The sequence below is a fragment of the Chitinivibrionia bacterium genome, assembly GCA_009779925.1.
In the GTDB taxonomy this organism is placed as follows: Bacteria; Fibrobacterota; Chitinivibrionia; order Chitinivibrionales; family Chitinivibrionaceae; genus WRFX01.
In genome coordinates this window covers 1-14707 of sequence record WRAZ01000047.1, presented here as the reverse complement: position 1 = coordinate 14707, position 14707 = coordinate 1, and the positions used below count along the sequence as shown (strand labels likewise).

The window sequence follows — 14707 nt, the reverse complement described above, 5'->3', positions numbered from 1 at the left end:
CAAAAAGGCGTTTTTAACGCAAAGACCCGTTATAGACCAAATAGAACAATACATAAACGCCGCTGTGGCGTTGGAGCCGAGAGGAATATATTTCTATTTCTTGGCATACATTAAATACGATTACTTTTTCAGGAAAAAATTCAATACCGCGCCGAATTACAACGAATGTTTGGCTACAGCGGCTGAGATTGGACTTTCCGAGAACGATAAAGTGCAATTATTTGACATCTTAAAAGTGTCAAAACCGGAGGAATTTTAACAAACACAAACCTTAGGAGGGTAAGATGCAAATAGATGGAGGGTTAATCTCATTATTACCAATGCTGGTATTATCATTGCTGGTATTTGTATTAGTGTATCGTTTAAAAAAGAACAAAACGAGTAAAAATCTTGCGGCACTTGTGGGTAATCAAGAAATAAAAATAATGGACAAAGTTAAAAAATACTTTGATGCAAAAAAACCAAGTACAATATCAATAATAGCCACTTTTGTTATTATTGGAGCTGTTGTTGCCTTGTTGTCTGGAGAGTTTCGAGGATTGACTGCCGTATTTGGTGGCACAATTGGTTTTGTTGTAGGCTACATAATTCTTTTTTTTAACAGATTGATGACAGACACGGAATACGACAATTTGGTAAAAAGTAAAACTTCAAACGTCACCAAAGAAAAAGCATTAACAGAACTTGGGTTAGACGAAGATGAGGTAAAAGAAATTGCTCCAGTGTGCTTTGAGGGGTATAATTTTGTTTCTGCTCAATATTCAAAAGTAAGAGAAAACGGAAAACTAGTTAGTTCGTGCTACACTAAATCTTGGTTATTTTTCTCTGACACTCAAACATATACTTACTCGCACGACTGCCATTTTGACAAAAATTTGCAGAAAGACATTACGCAGGAGTTTTTCTACAAAGATGTGACATCTGTTTATGCAGAAAGAAGTGATAAACAAGCGGCATTTGAATTGATTGTTCCGAATGCAAAATTCTATGCGCCTATGAAAAACACCGAAGAAAATGCCAACATCGTCCAAGCGATGAAACAGAAACTTCGCGAGAAAAAACAAGCGTAAAAGGAGGTTGCCGTGGCGTTAATCGACATCGTAAAATACGACCAATACGACGAGAATTTCATCGTTGAAAAATTTGGCTCGGAGCATAATTGGGAACTGCGCTACGGCACTCAACTAATCGTAAACGAGGGCTTGGAAGCAATCCTCGAAAAAGGTGGCGTTGCTCTCGACGCTTTCACCGCAGGAACGCACACAATAACAAGCGGCAACATTCCTCTTTTACGAAAACTCGTAAACTTGCCCTTTGGCGGTCAAACCCCGTTTACCGCCGAGGTTTGGTTTATCAATAAAACCGTAAAACGCAACGAAAAATGGGGAACAACCCAACGAATACCCATTATGGAGCCGAAACTCGGCTATCCCGTAAACGTTGGCGCGTTTGGTCAATGGGGTTTTCAGATTGAGGACTCGCAAAAGTTTCTCAAAAAGATAGTCGGCGCAAAAATCGAAGTAAACAGTAAAAAGGTAATGTCGGATTTTATTGGCGATATTGTCGAAAAAGTGTCGCAAACCATAAGCGAATTTATAGGTACGGGACTTTCTGTTTTAGAAATTACCGCAAAATTAAGCGACGTTTCCAAACGAACAAGCATTCATTTACGCGAAACCTTTGAAGAATACGGCATAAATCTCACGAATTTCACCATAAGCAACATAAACATTGCTCCCGAAGAAATGAAGAAAATCCAAGAGGTTTTTGCAAAGAAAATGGAAGCGGAACAGCTGAGCAAAGTGAATATCGGAGCAGGTTTTGCCGCAATCAAAAATTACGAGGTCTTAAACACCGCCGCAGGAAACGCGGGAGCGGCAGGCGGAATTATGGGCTCTGCGGTCGGAATGGGGCTCGGCTTTGGCGCAGGGCTTCCGCTTGGAAACCAGATGGCTCAAAGTGTTATGCAAAACTCGCCGCCTATTCCTCAGCCAACCGCGACAGCAACTACTATCGACGGCAAATTGGCGGCGCTAAAAAATTTGTACGAGCAAGGTGTTCTGACCGAAGAAGAGTATAACGCTAAAAGAGCGCAAATTCTTCCGCCCGCATCTGCCGACACACCCGAAAACAAGTTAATAAGATTAAAACAACTGCACGAACAAGGCATTTTAACAGACGAAGAATTTAGTGCGAAAAAAGCAAAAATCTTGGAGGAATTGTGAAGTTTTCCGCAAAATCGGCGGGAGTTTATCCTGCGGCAATAATAACAATTGCGGCGGCGATTTTGTTTTCGCTACTCTTGGTTTTCACCTTGCTTATAGCTCGACAAGAGCATTTTGATTTTTTGACAAATATTCTCGGCGTTTTCAGCATTCCCGTAATTTCAGAATTTTGGGCAAACTTTAATGCGCCGATATTTTCAACGATTTTAACACCGATTTTTTCAATGTCGCAAGAAGACAGGATAAAAACATTTGTGATAATGCAAATACTCACTGTTGCGGCAACATCAATAACCGTTTTTCTGACGCTTCAAGCGCCAAAGTTGCAAAAATCGGGAATGGAAGAAATCCGCGAAGACCTAAAAACCCCGCGACAATTAGCGGCACTTTTAACAATTTGCGAAAAACAGTCCGACCTCGAAGAAAAAACGCTGAAACTAATAAAAAGAGCAAAAGATACACTCGAATATTCCCTGCCGAAAGTCGGAAATATAGCAAAATCACAACTTTACGAGCAAATTGTATCCGATTGCGACAAGATTTATGCACAGATAACATCCGACACAAAAGAGGATTTAGATAATCTTTTGAACAAATTGAACACATCTTTAACCGAATTGGCTTTGTCTCTGAAAAAATAATTTGACGAGATAACCCTCATTCCCCGCAAATTCTGCGGCGAATAGTGCTTTAACACCCCTAAACAGACAGCGATATAAGTTGCTTAAATTTTTCACTGTTCACAACTTCAACGTAAGGAAAATCTGTCTCTTTCAAAATGTTGAAATGTTTGTCGTTGCTAACAATATAGTCAGCTCCGCCATTCAACGCGCAATCTACAAATTTATTGTCATCGGGATCTGCAGAAATCAAATTCCATTTGTAATGCGGAGTTATTGCTAAAAAATTATAGGCGTTTGTAATCGTATTTATCACGCTTTCGCTGATTTCAACAGAATAAAATTGGGCTAATATCTCTGCGTATTCTTCAAGTATTTCGGTACTGCAACATAATGTAAATTTACCGTTTTCGAACGCTTCCCATATCCAATAGTGCGGCGAATACTCAAAAATAGCAGGCAATAAACAATTTGTGTCTAATATGATTTTCATTGGGCTGAAACGCGGTTGTGTCCATACATAATTTCGTCCATCTTTGCGCTGTCGAATTGATTTTTTTTCCAAAATTCGCGCGTTTGCATTTTCAATTTATCGCGATAATAATTGAAAAGCACGGACTGCATTTCTTTCAAGCCCTCTTCGCGCTTGTTATATGCAAACATCTGCAACAAGTGCTGTTGCATCTCATTTAAAGGTGAATGTATTACGGCTACGCTCATAGCATTTCCTTTTTTAGTGTTTTTTTTCGTAAATATATTCCATTCTTCTCGTTCCCCGCAAATTCTGCGGTGAAAGATTGTTTATTCGCCGCAAAATTTGCGGCGAATGCTTAATACAACCGTCGCTCTTCTTCTTTTCTTGCTTCGTTGAAGGAGGCTATCATTCTTCGGCGGGCTTCTTCTACTTGGGGAGCCATTTCTCGGTATCTTTCGGCAAGTATTGCGGAACTTTGCAACAGACGACGAGTCGCCGCGGGGTCTTGGTGAGCGTCAAACGCCAAATTTCCCGAACCCCTGAGACCGTGAACGTGAACGCCCGAAAACGCGCCCGACAAATCTCGCTCTTCTTCCATTATGCTCGAAAAATTTAATAGCGAATCAGCCAAACGCGCCGCTTCTATGCGCGCTTCAATTTCGACCTGCGAAAGCCTTGAATACTGCTGAACGGAATTATTTCCACAGCCAAAAAACAACAGAAACAAAGAATGCAAGAAAATTATTCGAAAAACACAAGTGTTTTTACTTCGTTGCATAATTTACTCCTTTACTTACGCGGTCATACCGCCGTCTATCGTAAATACTTGCCCCGTAATATACGCGGCTTTATCCGAAAGCAGAAACGACACCAATTCCGCGACTTCTTCGGGTTTGCCAAGGCGTTTCAGCGGGATTTGTTTTTTCATTTCTTTTATGTATTCGTCGGTAAGTTTCGCCGTCATATCGGACTCTATAAAACCGGGGGCGACAGCGTTTACGCGGACTTTTCGCAATTCTTTGCAGAGCGCGCGGGTAAATCCGACTATTCCGTGCTTGCTTGCGCAGTAATTTGTCTGCCCCGCTATGCCCGAAACGCCGCTTACCGAGGTTATGTTCACGATTGCGCCCGCGCTTTTTACCAAGTCCATAACGGTGTTTCGCGTAACATTAAAATATCCCGTCAAATTTATGTTGATTAAGTCGTCCCAGTTTTTTTGCTCCATCATTGCAAGAGGACCGTCGCGGGTAATGCCTGCGTTATTCACAAGTCCGTCTATTTCTCCGCCGAAAGTTTCTCTTGCGTTTTCAATGAATTTTTTCGCCTGCTCAAAATCCGACACATCCGCCTGAAACGCTTTTACCGTAATTCCGTCCTTTGACAGATTTTTCACGATTTCGTCCGCCGCCGCACTGCTTGCGTTGTAATTAAAGACGACGTTGTGCCCTTCCGCCGCAAGTTTTTCGACTATCGCTTTTCCAATTCCGCGAGAACCGCCTGTTATAATGTAATTTTTGCTCATTTTTATACCCTTTCGGTTTTGTTTTTTATTGTCTGCATCTGACCAATGCAATCGGGTCGGGATTTGCGTTAATCGCCGAGCCGTTTACTTCGAGAAGCTCTGTTATAACTCTCAGACCGGCAGGCGTTTGCGTGTATTTGTAAACAATTTTCATTGTCATTCCCGAATTTTGCAATTCCGCGCGAAGATGCGTGTCGTCGAACGAAAATTTACCGCTTCCGTTTACGCTTGGATCGCTTTCCGACGTAAATTTGACCGAATCCGCTCCGATAAAGTCAATTCTCAAATCATCGTCCACCACGCACCAAGCTCCCGAAAATATCGGCGCGCGCGTTCCGTGATTGTGTCCATCGCCCGGTCTGCAAGCAAACGAAAGCGCAAAGGCGCACAATAAAATAATCAAAATCTTTTTCATCTGTTCTCCTTTTCCTTATTATAATAAATAAGTTTAAATTTTCCACATAAAAATATGATATTTCCACTGCGAAAAGCAAATTTTCGAGCGATTTGCCTCACTTTTTCTTGCGAAACACATATTTTCGATTTCGCCAAAGCGCCCCTATAATTTTTAGATACGGAATAAAAAAGAGAATGGAAAGCACAAATAAAAGAAGTCTTGCGATTGAAAAATTGTAAGCAACCGAGCCGCTGTATCTCCATTTTTTTTGGATAAAATTCGGCGCAAAACTGATTTGCACGCAATTATTGTCCTCAAAAAACGAGTTTATCATTAAAAAAACCGAGCTCAACCAACCCGTTTCCGCAGGGTCTTCAAAGCCGCCCGATAAATTAAATTCAATTTTCGACGGTTTTAGTATTTTCAGCGATAATTTTATGACTTTTACCACAAATTTCAGCAACGCTTTTACCAATTTTTCTTCTTTTTCCCACAAATCCTTAAACGAGGAAAGCCATTCCAAAGAGGATTTTGTTTCGTCATTTTTTGTCAAAATCGTCCTCCTCCAAATTATGGTCGCCAAGCGCGTCCGAAACGTCTTTCGGCTTAAACGCGTAGCTGAAAAATGGGTTTTTGTAGCGAAATTCCAAAAAATTATTGGAAAATCTAAGCTCTATTTTGTTCGGCAAAAAGATAACAAACAAAACAATTATTGCCGCTAAAACCAAAATTATTTGCAATATCAGCATTTAATCACACCTTTTTCGCTAATGATAAAGTCCATTTTTACGTCGTGTTCGCTTGTTTCGAGCGGAATTTGCGAGATTTGCGCCCCAAAACAAACGCCGATTTTTGTTGCATTTACGCATCCCTTCAAATATCTGTCGTAATACCCTCCGCCTTGTCCGAGGCGATTTCCCAAAAGGTCAAAAGCAAGCGCGGGAACGAAAATGCAATCCAAATCCTGAGGTAAAATACGTTTTTCGGCAAGCGGAGACGGAATATTATGGCAATCAAGCGACATTTCGTTAAGATTTGCCTCAAAAAACTCCATTTCACCGTTTTCGCCCAGACATCTCGGAAGGCAGAATTTAACCCCGTTTTTCCCGCGTTCTTCACAGATTTTCAAAAGAGCCGCTTCGTTTTTGCTCGCCCAATAAAGAGCCGGAACGGTCGATTTTCGGTAAATCTCGAGCGATTTTACGTGCGAACAGATAATTTCGGACAGGGTTTCTTTGCCGGAAATGCTTTTTCGGAGTTCGCGATAGTAATTGCGTAAGGTTGTTTTGGTTTTCATATTTTGCTCTGTCTCAATTTTAATAAAACAAGGGCGAACAAAAAGTCCGCCCTTGCTATTTATGAATTCTAAAAATCAATGACCCGCTTTAGCAATATTCTTGCCTTTTGTCTGACCAATATTCTTCAAAAGGTCGCCAAACCACGGGGTATCAATATTAAACGGTTTGCCGCCTGCTATTCGGGTGAATTCTATTGCGCGCAAAACGTTGTTTTGGTCTTCGTCGTGTCCGATAACGCCGCCTTCTCTGCGAAGCGCGCAATCAACCGCCAAATCCGTGCAGGATTTAATGAGGTTTAAGTCGCGCGTATTTGCCGCCGCCGCTCTTGCGTAATATCCTGATTTTTGGATAAGCACTTTTTCGGCGTTGAGCATTTTCGCGAACTGGTCGCCAAACCATTTGCCGGGGTTAATTGTGTCCAATTTAACGTGTCCGAAAGCGTCGCGCTGAATTTCTTGCCCTGCGGCTTCCATTTGTTTAATTATTGCATCAACGCCCGCGCCCTCTGAAATAAAGATGTTTACGCAATCGTTTTTGTCCATAACTTTATTGAGGCGCGCCGCTTCCTCTTCGATATTTATCTCCATTTCGGGAATGAAAATTGCGTGCACGTCGATTTTTGCCATCTCGTTGCCCATTTCGGGAAGATAGTTTTCGCCTGCGATCAATTTGCGATAGTCCGCCGCCGCCGCCGCCGTAAGCCAACCGCAGTTTCTGCCCATAACTTCGTGAATGATAAGCATTCTTGGGTTTGCCGAGTTCTCTGCAACAACGTTTCTGAAATATTTTGCGCTTTCCTCAGACGCCGTCCAAGCGCCGAGCGATTGACGTATCGGGAAAACGTCGTTGTCGATGGTTTTGGGAAGACCTACAACCGTGAGCGCGTAGTTATTTGTCGCCAAATATGCCGCCAAATCCGCCGCTGTGGTGTTTGTATCGTCGCCGCCGATGGTGTGCAAAACGTCAACGCCGTCTTTGGTGAGTTGGGTTGCCGCTACTTTAAGCGGGTCTTCGCCTTCTTTAACCAAGCCTCTTTTTACGCAATCTTTAACATTTGTAAGTTTCACGCGGCTGTTTCCGATGGGACTTCCGCCGTGTTCGTGCAAAAATCTTGCGTTTTCGCGAGCTTCTTTTCCGACTTTAATGTAATTTCCCTGCAAAAGTCCTTTGTAGCCGCCGATATATGCGATAATTTCGACATCGGGAGCAATTTCCGTGTATCTTTCAATCAATCCGCCGACCGCGCTCGACAAACAAGGGGCAAGTCCGCCCGCAGTTAAAAACGCTACTCTTTTTACATTCGACATACCAAAAACTCCTTATTGAAAATGGTTTGTTTATTTGCTTTTTGTCGCTTTTTCTTTTTTATCTTTTGTTGCTTGCGATTTTTGTGCTGTCGCAATTTTGTCCTGTTTCTTCTTGTCTTTATTTTTCTGCAATTCTTTTTTTGCTTTGCCTGCGTCCGCCATTTTTTTTGTCGCAAACAACGCTACCTTAAATCGCAGTTTTTTGAACGGATTTTTCTCGTTTTTCGCCAGAATTTCGATGGACGAAAGGTTGAGTTTCATAACAACTTCCTGCAACATCGGCGACAATTCCAAGTAGGCGGAACTTCCGATAGGCTTTCCCGACATAATAAAATCCTGAAGTTTTTGCTGGTTTTGCCCCTGCGAAAGCGGTTTTTGGAACTGACGAATAATCGCCTGCTGTTTTTTCATAATTTCGTTCTGAATATCTGTCGAAATCTGTTTTGGGTCTATGTGTTTTGCCATTTCTCTGTAATCCTTTTTATTTGGTTTGTTTTTTATCTTTTAATAAACGTTCCGATAAATCTAAGCGTGTCGGCGCTCTGTTGTCCGTCTGAGGCTACGGGAAATCTCCAACCCATAATTTCGTTGGTTATCGGCAATCTGCTTGCCTGCGACCCAAAACCCTGTCCGCGAACAAAAACCGTATCGACGCCACCGTCGGGCGCAACTATTATCCTTAAATTTATATTCAATTCTTGCCCTGCTTTAAAACGCGACTCCATTCTGCTTAAAGACAGGGGAATGAAGTAATTTTCAAGCAAATTTCTTCGCTCCGCGCTGATTTCGGCGGCAGGAATTTGACGTCCCTCAAAACTGTTTACTATTCTTCGGCTGAGCCAATTACGCAAGGGAGCGCTCATATTGCAGGACGGCATTGCAAAAGTTATAGGGTTCGGGCGCAAAAGATTAAGCGCGCCGACAGGGAAAAATTCACGAATATCGCCCTCAAAACGCGTGTATGGAACGCCGTTAAAAAACAAGATGTCGTCATCCGCCGAAAACGCCGTGCTTGCGTAATCCATAAATGTGCGCCGTCCGAAGCAAGTGTCGGGCGTAATCCAAACTTCGCGTATCATTCGCAAGTCCGACATTGCCGAATTGTTTTCTTCTTCAAAATTCACAGGATATAAAAAAGAAGTGGAAATTCGCTTGAGCGTATCGATTTGACCATTCGGCATCATAAACATCTTTTTTGTATATTGCCAGATAATTCCGTCGTCCATTAACTCAATTCTGTCGAATAATGTGTCGCTCGAATGTTCCCAAAATCCTGCGACAATGTCGTAATATTCTTGACGTTGCACATTAGCCGCTTCCAAAGCCTCAAAGTCGAATTGACGCGGTGTAAGCATTATTGTTATAGTTTCGGTAATTTTTCCCATATTGCTCATCATTCCAAATACAACTACAAGAGCCGCCAGAAGTGTAAGCGCCCTTATTATTTCGTTTTTTGAATTATTTTTACCCATCTTTCACCTTTCGTCAGAGGATATTTTGAGGGAAAATACTATTTGCGCAAACGCAGTAAAAAATTTATGTAGTTTTTCAGATAAAAAAGGGCAAAATCTTGTTTTTTATTTTGGCGATATATTATTTTTTATCGGATGCAAATTTTAGGCTATTTAAATAAAGTATTTCTCACTCAAACAATCTCGGATATTTTACAGCAAACAATTTTGGTAGTCGCACTTGACGCGAATGAGGCGAGCGAAAACTTAACCCCCGGAGATTTTTACTTTGCCGCAATCGCAACTCCTTTCTTAGGAGCTCAATTCGACAATCCGCAAATTGACCTTTCCAAATTAAAAAGCGTAAGAATTAAAGGATATATCACCGGTTCGGTAATGGTTCATATTGAAAGCCATAACACCACAAACCACGCGCATTGGGGCTGGGCTATAGGAGAGGGTTTTAATTCGGGACGTTCGGTTTTGGACGTCGAATTATTTGTTGCCGATATGGTAGTGCCCGCTTGGGGAACGCCTGATGTAAGCAAAGAAGAGGCGCTGTCCTATGCGTCGGCGTTTTCATTTCACTTAAATACCGAAAAAGACACTCGCGCGGAATTGATAATAGAAAGCATTTATTTTGTATTTGAGAACGAAAGCGATATTCCCGACGAATTTAAACCTTTTTGCGATTGGGATTACGGCTGGCGACCGATTACCATAAGAAACGAAGAAGATTTAAGGCGATTTGCGACTATGGTTAATAACGGAAACGATTTTGCAGGGCGAACAATTACTCTCGCAAACGACATAAATATTGAAAGCGGAAACTGGGTCGGCATCGGCAGAGTTTTTTTGGGGGATTTTTCCGGCACATTTTTATTTAACGGCACTTTTGACGGCAACAATAAAACCATCGGAGGAATTCGCAACCAAGGACTTTTCAGGTATTTGGGGCACGACGGAGTAATTAAAAATCTTGGAGTTGAAGTTGATGTCGCAATAAACGCCCATACCGCCGGAGGCTTGGTTGATATAAACAATGGAAGAATTGTAAATTGCAGAGTTTCGGGAAATCTTTTGATTTCAGAATGGAGTTTTGGTTGGCTTGGCGGCTTAGTCGGATACAACGCGGGAGTAATAGAGAACAGCAGCGCTTACGGGACGGTTAGCGGCAGTAGCGACATTGGCGGACTTGTCAGTCATAACAGCGGCACAATAGAAAACTCCTACTCTCTGGAAAATATGTCTTATCTGTTTGTAGGCAACAATCTGGACAACGGAACATATTGCTCTAATTCGGGAGCAAGAACAGCGACGCAATTAAGACGAGAAAGCAATTTTATCACTTGGGATTTTGGTAGGATTTGGGCAATAGTCCCTGAAATAAACGAAGGCTTTCCGCATTTGCAGAGCGACAACAATAACGAAACATCAATCCGCGACAATCAACGCCCTCGCGACGCCCGCTTCGGCATTATTCTCGAAAACGTAGTCGTCTCGGATATTGCGCGGATTTCGGTAATAACTCCCGAATTATCGCAGATAAATCTGAAAAATTTCGACGCTTTGGGCAATGTAATAATTGATAAAAACGGAAGAAACACCGATATATTTGTTTGGGATTTGCGAAATAACGCAGGACGATTTGTCGCAAGCGGGACTTATTTGCTTATTGTTGAGGCGACAGGAATAAGCGGAAGAATACACCGTTATCAGGCAAGAATAGGCGTAAGGCGGTAATATAGAATACGAGAAAACAAAACAGGCGGCAACAACCGCCTGTTTTGTTTATGAATTATCTTATCTTTCCGACACCCGAAACTCTGCAATTGTTAAATCTTCTTGTGCGCCTACAAAAATTCGCCCGCTTCCGTTTCCTGTTATACCGTTGGGGTTAAAAGCCTGAGCCTCAAAAGGTAATTGTCTGATAATTTTGCCGTCATTCGTCAAAAATATCAATGCGCCGGAGTTGCTACGTTCCAAAATAAAAAAGTTTCCGTCAACAAAACGAACTATCGCATCTTTATCGATAACTTCTTGCTCTTCATAGTTTGCCGTGCCGAAAATCAAGCCGAAATGTCCTGCCGAAAAATCACTTTCTACGGTCAAAGTAGTGCCGCCTGCCGATGCAACCGAATATATTGGCAACAATGTTGTAGCTTCTCCGACAATACTATTACTTGCCAACGAAAACGCATAAACTTTATTTTCAGTCGTAATAAGAGGAATTGCGGCGCCAAGCCACAAAGTATTTGTGCTCGTATTCAGAGAAATCGACGAAACAGGATTTATTCCGCCGATAGCGCTGTCGACGTTTCCTGTGTTCAAATCAAATCTTGCTGCAAACGAATCTCCCCAACCCTCCGACAACAAAACAATTGCCTCGCTGTTCGAAATAAATACCATTCGTTCAGGATTAGCTTCGATTGTCTGTCCGTCTAAAATAGTTGTCGGATTTCCGTCGTCAGTTGTAAGGCTGATTCTTGTTATTCCGCCATCGATATCTGCCCACGAAGCACCACCATCTACAACAAATAAATAATTGCCGCGAATATGAATTTCACTGACGTTCATAAAATTGCTCGTAAATGTCCGCAAAACAGTTCCTTGCTCGTTAAGTTCCAAGATTGTTGAGTTTGCATTGGGAACCCAACCGCCAAAATGTTGCAACGCCGCATAAATTCTTCCGTTGTGCCATTTAATGTCCGCCAAGCGACTGCCTTCAGGCGCATCAAAATCCATAATAATGTTTCGCACCCAAGCAATGTCGCGGCTTGTCATAATTTCCTTTTCGCCCGAATTATCCTCCGAACACCCCATCAACACAACTGCCGCTAATATCGCGGCAAACATTAACTTTAATTTCTTAAAGTCCATAAAACACTCCCTTTTATAGTCATTCCCGGATACCTGATAGGAAAATATCCGCTTTCTAACGCCGTTAATTTTTCGGGCGAATTTCCGCTCGCCAAAATGTCGTAAACGCCTACCTGCGCTGTTATTCTTCTTCTTTGATGTTGCAATATAAATGAAAAAAACGATAAGCCCCGCATACTGTCGTTAAACGGAACTCGATGAACATTAAACAAATCGTGATAATACGCGGACAAATACGAATACCGCGAAATCAGCGACCACCCCGCAAAATCGCCGACTTCCGCCTGCGAATTTATTCTGAGTTTGGATTCGGCGGGAATATACAGGTCTCTCGTGCTTTTTTCGCTTAAATTTCGCGGGTTTTGGAAAGTTATATTGTTGGATAATTCAAGTATTGGCGCAACTCTCCAAAAAATATCGTTTTCAAAGCCGAAATTTCGCGTATTTGAAACATTCAGCGCCTTTCCGACATTGCCGAAATACACAATTCTTATGAGGTCTTCGCAGAAATTCGCAAAAAACGCCGTTCTTGTTCTTACGGAAAAAATGTCGGCAAGCGCGCCTATCTGAAAAGAATATATTTTTTCGGGGCGCAAATCGGTGCTCGGAATAATGCCGAAAAATCCGTATCTTTGCCTTAAATTCGGCACCTTTTCGGCATAAATCGCATCCGCAAAAACTGTAATCGGCGCCCGCAAAAAGTCGTTTTTTATGCTTAAGCGAAACGATTTATCGTGCTCAAAAGTTGCGGTGTCAACAATGTCCCGATAAACAAAACCGCGCTCCCAACTGCTTATTTTGTCGGAATATCCGCGAATTGTCGCACCCAAAATTATTTCGGGAGCAGGCGTAAAAATTCTCAAATCGCCCGAAAGCGCGGCATTCAGTCGGCTCACTTCTCTGTCGCTTATGTTAAAGCCCGTAATGTCGTTGGAATAGACAATGTTTTCGTAGCGCCCCGTGTTATTCAGCGAAAAAATTAAATTATTTCCCAAGCTGAAATTATGCGAATGCCCGAAGTCGAATGCGTTGTTTTTCGCCGAAACTTTTCCTCTTCCGCCGCGCCTCAGAAGCGAATACGGAAAGGCAAAATTGTCCCGATACGTCCAATTAAATTCGTTGAGTGAAAGAAGATAAGCAAGGTTTATTCTGCTTTCCGCGGCGTTGTGAAATTGCTGATTTATACTGAAAATATACTCTGTATTTGCGTCAAAAGCGGTTTGGTTTCGGAACCTGTATCTCACTCCCGCGGGCGACGGTATTTCGTGGCGTGAATCGAAAATCGAGAAATTTCCGTCGATGTCAAAGCGTCTTTGCCTGCTTCTCACGTTTCCCGAAATGGTTGCTCCCAAAAATTCGTTGTTATCCATTCGGCGCACGGTGTCGTCGTCGCGGTGTCCGATGCCGAAGAAAGTCCCGTTTTCGTCCAGATATTTAAAATCGTTTTTTGCACGATGAAAGTCTAAAAAAAGCGACAAACTCGTTCTCTCGGATAGCGGGATATTGTTAATATTTGCAAAACTGTGAATTTCGCCGAAACTTCCGAAAAGCAGAAAAAACTCCTGCAAAGAAACGTCGGCATTGTCCGTAATAATATTTATCGCCCCGCCAAAGGTGTTGCCGCCCAAATAAGCAGGCACAAAATTGCGATAAACGTCGATTTGCGAGATATTAAGCCCGTTAAAGCGCGATAAATCGACGGCTCTTCCGCCCGAATTTGCAACCGAAACGCCGTTAACAAAAACGCCCACCCTGTCGCCCGAAATTCCGCGTATCGAAAACCGCTCAAAACTTCCTACGCTTCGTTGCCTGTCTCTTTGTATGCCGCTTTCAAACGCTAAAACGCTTGCAAGCCCGCGGGTTTTAAAGTCGCGGTTTTCGATTACTTGTCTTATGTGCTCGTCTTGCCGTTCAATGTCTTTATTTTCCACGACAATCATAGTGTCCATAGAAATCTGCGCAAAGCAACAAAAATAAAAACAAAATATCGACAAAAACGTCGAACAGGTTTTCAATTTTAACTCCGAAAAAACAAAAATTTCAATAATTTTGTCATCAGCAAAATCATCAAGTTTTGTTTCGCGAAGGTCTTCCGACTTAAAGCGTTTATCTTCTGCCTTCCCAAAAAAAATTCAGTGGCATTAAAATTGAAGATAAATTTTCTGCTTTTCACGGCAACTGTGATTGTTTATGATTTTCACATAATTCCCTGACGCGCGAAACATTTGCGGGGAAAATACTATTTGGGCGAAGCTTGTTTGCGATTTTTTTCTGAAATCACGAAATTCAGGCAAAACTAAACAGTGTTCTAAGCAGTGTTTAGTTTTTGAAAAATAGGCGCAAACATCATCCAAAGACCGCCTTTTTTGTTGCGGCATTTATTATTTTATTTATAAAAAAGGAGAAAATATGTCTATATTCACAGATGACGAAAAACAAATTCTTAAAGAAGCGCTGACCGTTTATTTGCAAATGGTGGCGCAACAAGCTCCCCAAGCAATAGAACAATTGGGCGAAATCGCAAAAAGCATT

The 14707-nt window shown here is 42.1% G+C and carries 18 protein-coding genes and 1 riboswitch; of the genes, 5 read left to right on the top strand and 13 right to left on the bottom strand.

The window, feature by feature from the left end; all coding sequences use genetic code 11:
• From FWE23_10195 to FWE23_10180, 4 genes are all read left to right on the top strand, one after another.
• A partial coding sequence (locus FWE23_10195) for a hypothetical protein (protein MCL2845798.1) occupies positions 1-259 on the top strand: 259 nt, incomplete at its 5' end.
• Positions 260-284: 25 nt separating this feature from the next.
• Positions 285-1070: a CvpA family protein gene (locus tag FWE23_10190; protein MCL2845797.1), complete on the top strand. Its 786-nt coding sequence runs from the start codon at positions 285-287 to the stop codon at positions 1068-1070.
• Positions 1071-1082: 12 nt separating this feature from the next.
• A complete protein-coding gene (locus FWE23_10185) occupies positions 1083-2225 on the top strand; it encodes an SPFH domain-containing protein (protein MCL2845796.1) in 1143 nt (380 codons plus the stop codon).
• Complete coding sequence (locus FWE23_10180; protein MCL2845795.1) at positions 2222-2866, top strand: hypothetical protein; 645 nt, start codon at positions 2222-2224, stop codon at positions 2864-2866. The genes FWE23_10185 and FWE23_10180 overlap by 4 nt, the downstream gene beginning before the upstream one ends.
• 58 nt (positions 2867-2924) lie before the next feature.
• Here the strand turns inward: FWE23_10180 and FWE23_10175 are convergent, their stop codons facing one another.
• The 11 genes from FWE23_10175 to FWE23_10125 all read right to left on the bottom strand — a co-directional run bounded on the left by FWE23_10175 (position 2925) and on the right by FWE23_10125 (position 9316).
• Positions 2925-3338, bottom strand: a complete 414-nt coding sequence (locus tag FWE23_10175; GenBank protein ID MCL2845794.1) for a putative toxin-antitoxin system toxin component, PIN family — start codon at positions 3336-3338, stop codon at positions 2925-2927.
• The gene (locus FWE23_10170; GenBank protein MCL2845793.1) at positions 3335-3565 is read right to left on the bottom strand and encodes a hypothetical protein; all 231 of its coding nucleotides are present in this window, start codon (positions 3563-3565) and stop codon (positions 3335-3337) included. Before FWE23_10170 ends, FWE23_10175 begins: the two co-directional genes overlap by 4 nt.
• Positions 3566-3675: 110 nt before the next feature.
• Entirely contained in the window at positions 3676-4098 is a 423-nt protein-coding gene (locus FWE23_10165; GenBank protein ID MCL2845792.1) for a hypothetical protein, read from the bottom strand.
• Positions 4099-4113: 15 nt separating this feature from the next.
• Positions 4114-4842: a 3-oxoacyl-ACP reductase FabG gene (locus tag FWE23_10160; protein MCL2845791.1), complete on the bottom strand. Its 729-nt coding sequence runs from the start codon at positions 4840-4842 to the stop codon at positions 4114-4116.
• A gap of 25 nt (positions 4843-4867) precedes the next feature.
• Positions 4868-5257, bottom strand: coding sequence for a hypothetical protein (locus tag FWE23_10155; GenBank protein MCL2845790.1), 390 nt, complete (start codon positions 5255-5257; stop codon positions 4868-4870).
• A 97-nt stretch (positions 5258-5354) separates the two neighbouring features.
• Entirely contained in the window at positions 5355-5792 is a 438-nt protein-coding gene (locus FWE23_10150; protein ID MCL2845789.1) for a hypothetical protein, read from the bottom strand.
• Entirely contained in the window at positions 5779-5988 is a 210-nt protein-coding gene (locus FWE23_10145; GenBank protein MCL2845788.1) for a hypothetical protein, read from the bottom strand. The genes FWE23_10150 and FWE23_10145 overlap by 14 nt, the downstream gene beginning before the upstream one ends.
• Positions 5982-6536, bottom strand: coding sequence for a 5-formyltetrahydrofolate cyclo-ligase (locus FWE23_10140; protein ID MCL2845787.1), 555 nt, complete (start codon positions 6534-6536; stop codon positions 5982-5984). Before FWE23_10140 ends, FWE23_10145 begins: the two co-directional genes overlap by 7 nt.
• 75 nt (positions 6537-6611) lie before the next feature.
• On the bottom strand, positions 6612-7844 hold the full coding sequence (locus FWE23_10135; protein ID MCL2845786.1) for a pyrophosphate--fructose-6-phosphate 1-phosphotransferase: 1233 nt from the start codon (positions 7842-7844) through the stop codon (positions 6612-6614).
• Positions 7845-7874: 30 nt separating this feature from the next.
• Positions 7875-8309, bottom strand: coding sequence for a hypothetical protein (locus FWE23_10130; GenBank protein MCL2845785.1), 435 nt, complete (start codon positions 8307-8309; stop codon positions 7875-7877).
• A 32-nt stretch (positions 8310-8341) separates the two neighbouring features.
• Complete coding sequence (locus FWE23_10125; protein ID MCL2845784.1) at positions 8342-9316, bottom strand: hypothetical protein; 975 nt, start codon at positions 9314-9316, stop codon at positions 8342-8344.
• 207 nt (positions 9317-9523) lie between these two features.
• On the opposite strand from FWE23_10125, the gene FWE23_10120 reads away from it, so the two are divergent.
• Positions 9524-11038, top strand: a complete 1515-nt coding sequence (locus FWE23_10120) for a hypothetical protein (protein ID MCL2845783.1) — start codon at positions 9524-9526, stop codon at positions 11036-11038.
• Positions 11039-11098: 60 nt separating this feature from the next.
• On the opposite strand, the gene FWE23_10115 is transcribed toward FWE23_10120, so the two are convergent.
• Together FWE23_10115 and FWE23_10110 are read right to left on the bottom strand one after the other, a co-directional pair.
• Entirely contained in the window at positions 11099-12175 is a 1077-nt protein-coding gene (locus FWE23_10115) for a hypothetical protein (protein MCL2845782.1), read from the bottom strand.
• Entirely contained in the window at positions 12157-14124 is a 1968-nt protein-coding gene (locus FWE23_10110; protein ID MCL2845781.1) for a TonB-dependent receptor plug domain-containing protein, read from the bottom strand. The genes FWE23_10115 and FWE23_10110 overlap by 19 nt, the downstream gene beginning before the upstream one ends.
• Positions 14125-14260: 136 nt before the next feature.
• Positions 14261-14386: riboswitch (cobalamin riboswitch) on the bottom strand.
• Positions 14387-14707 lie beyond the last annotated feature (321 nt).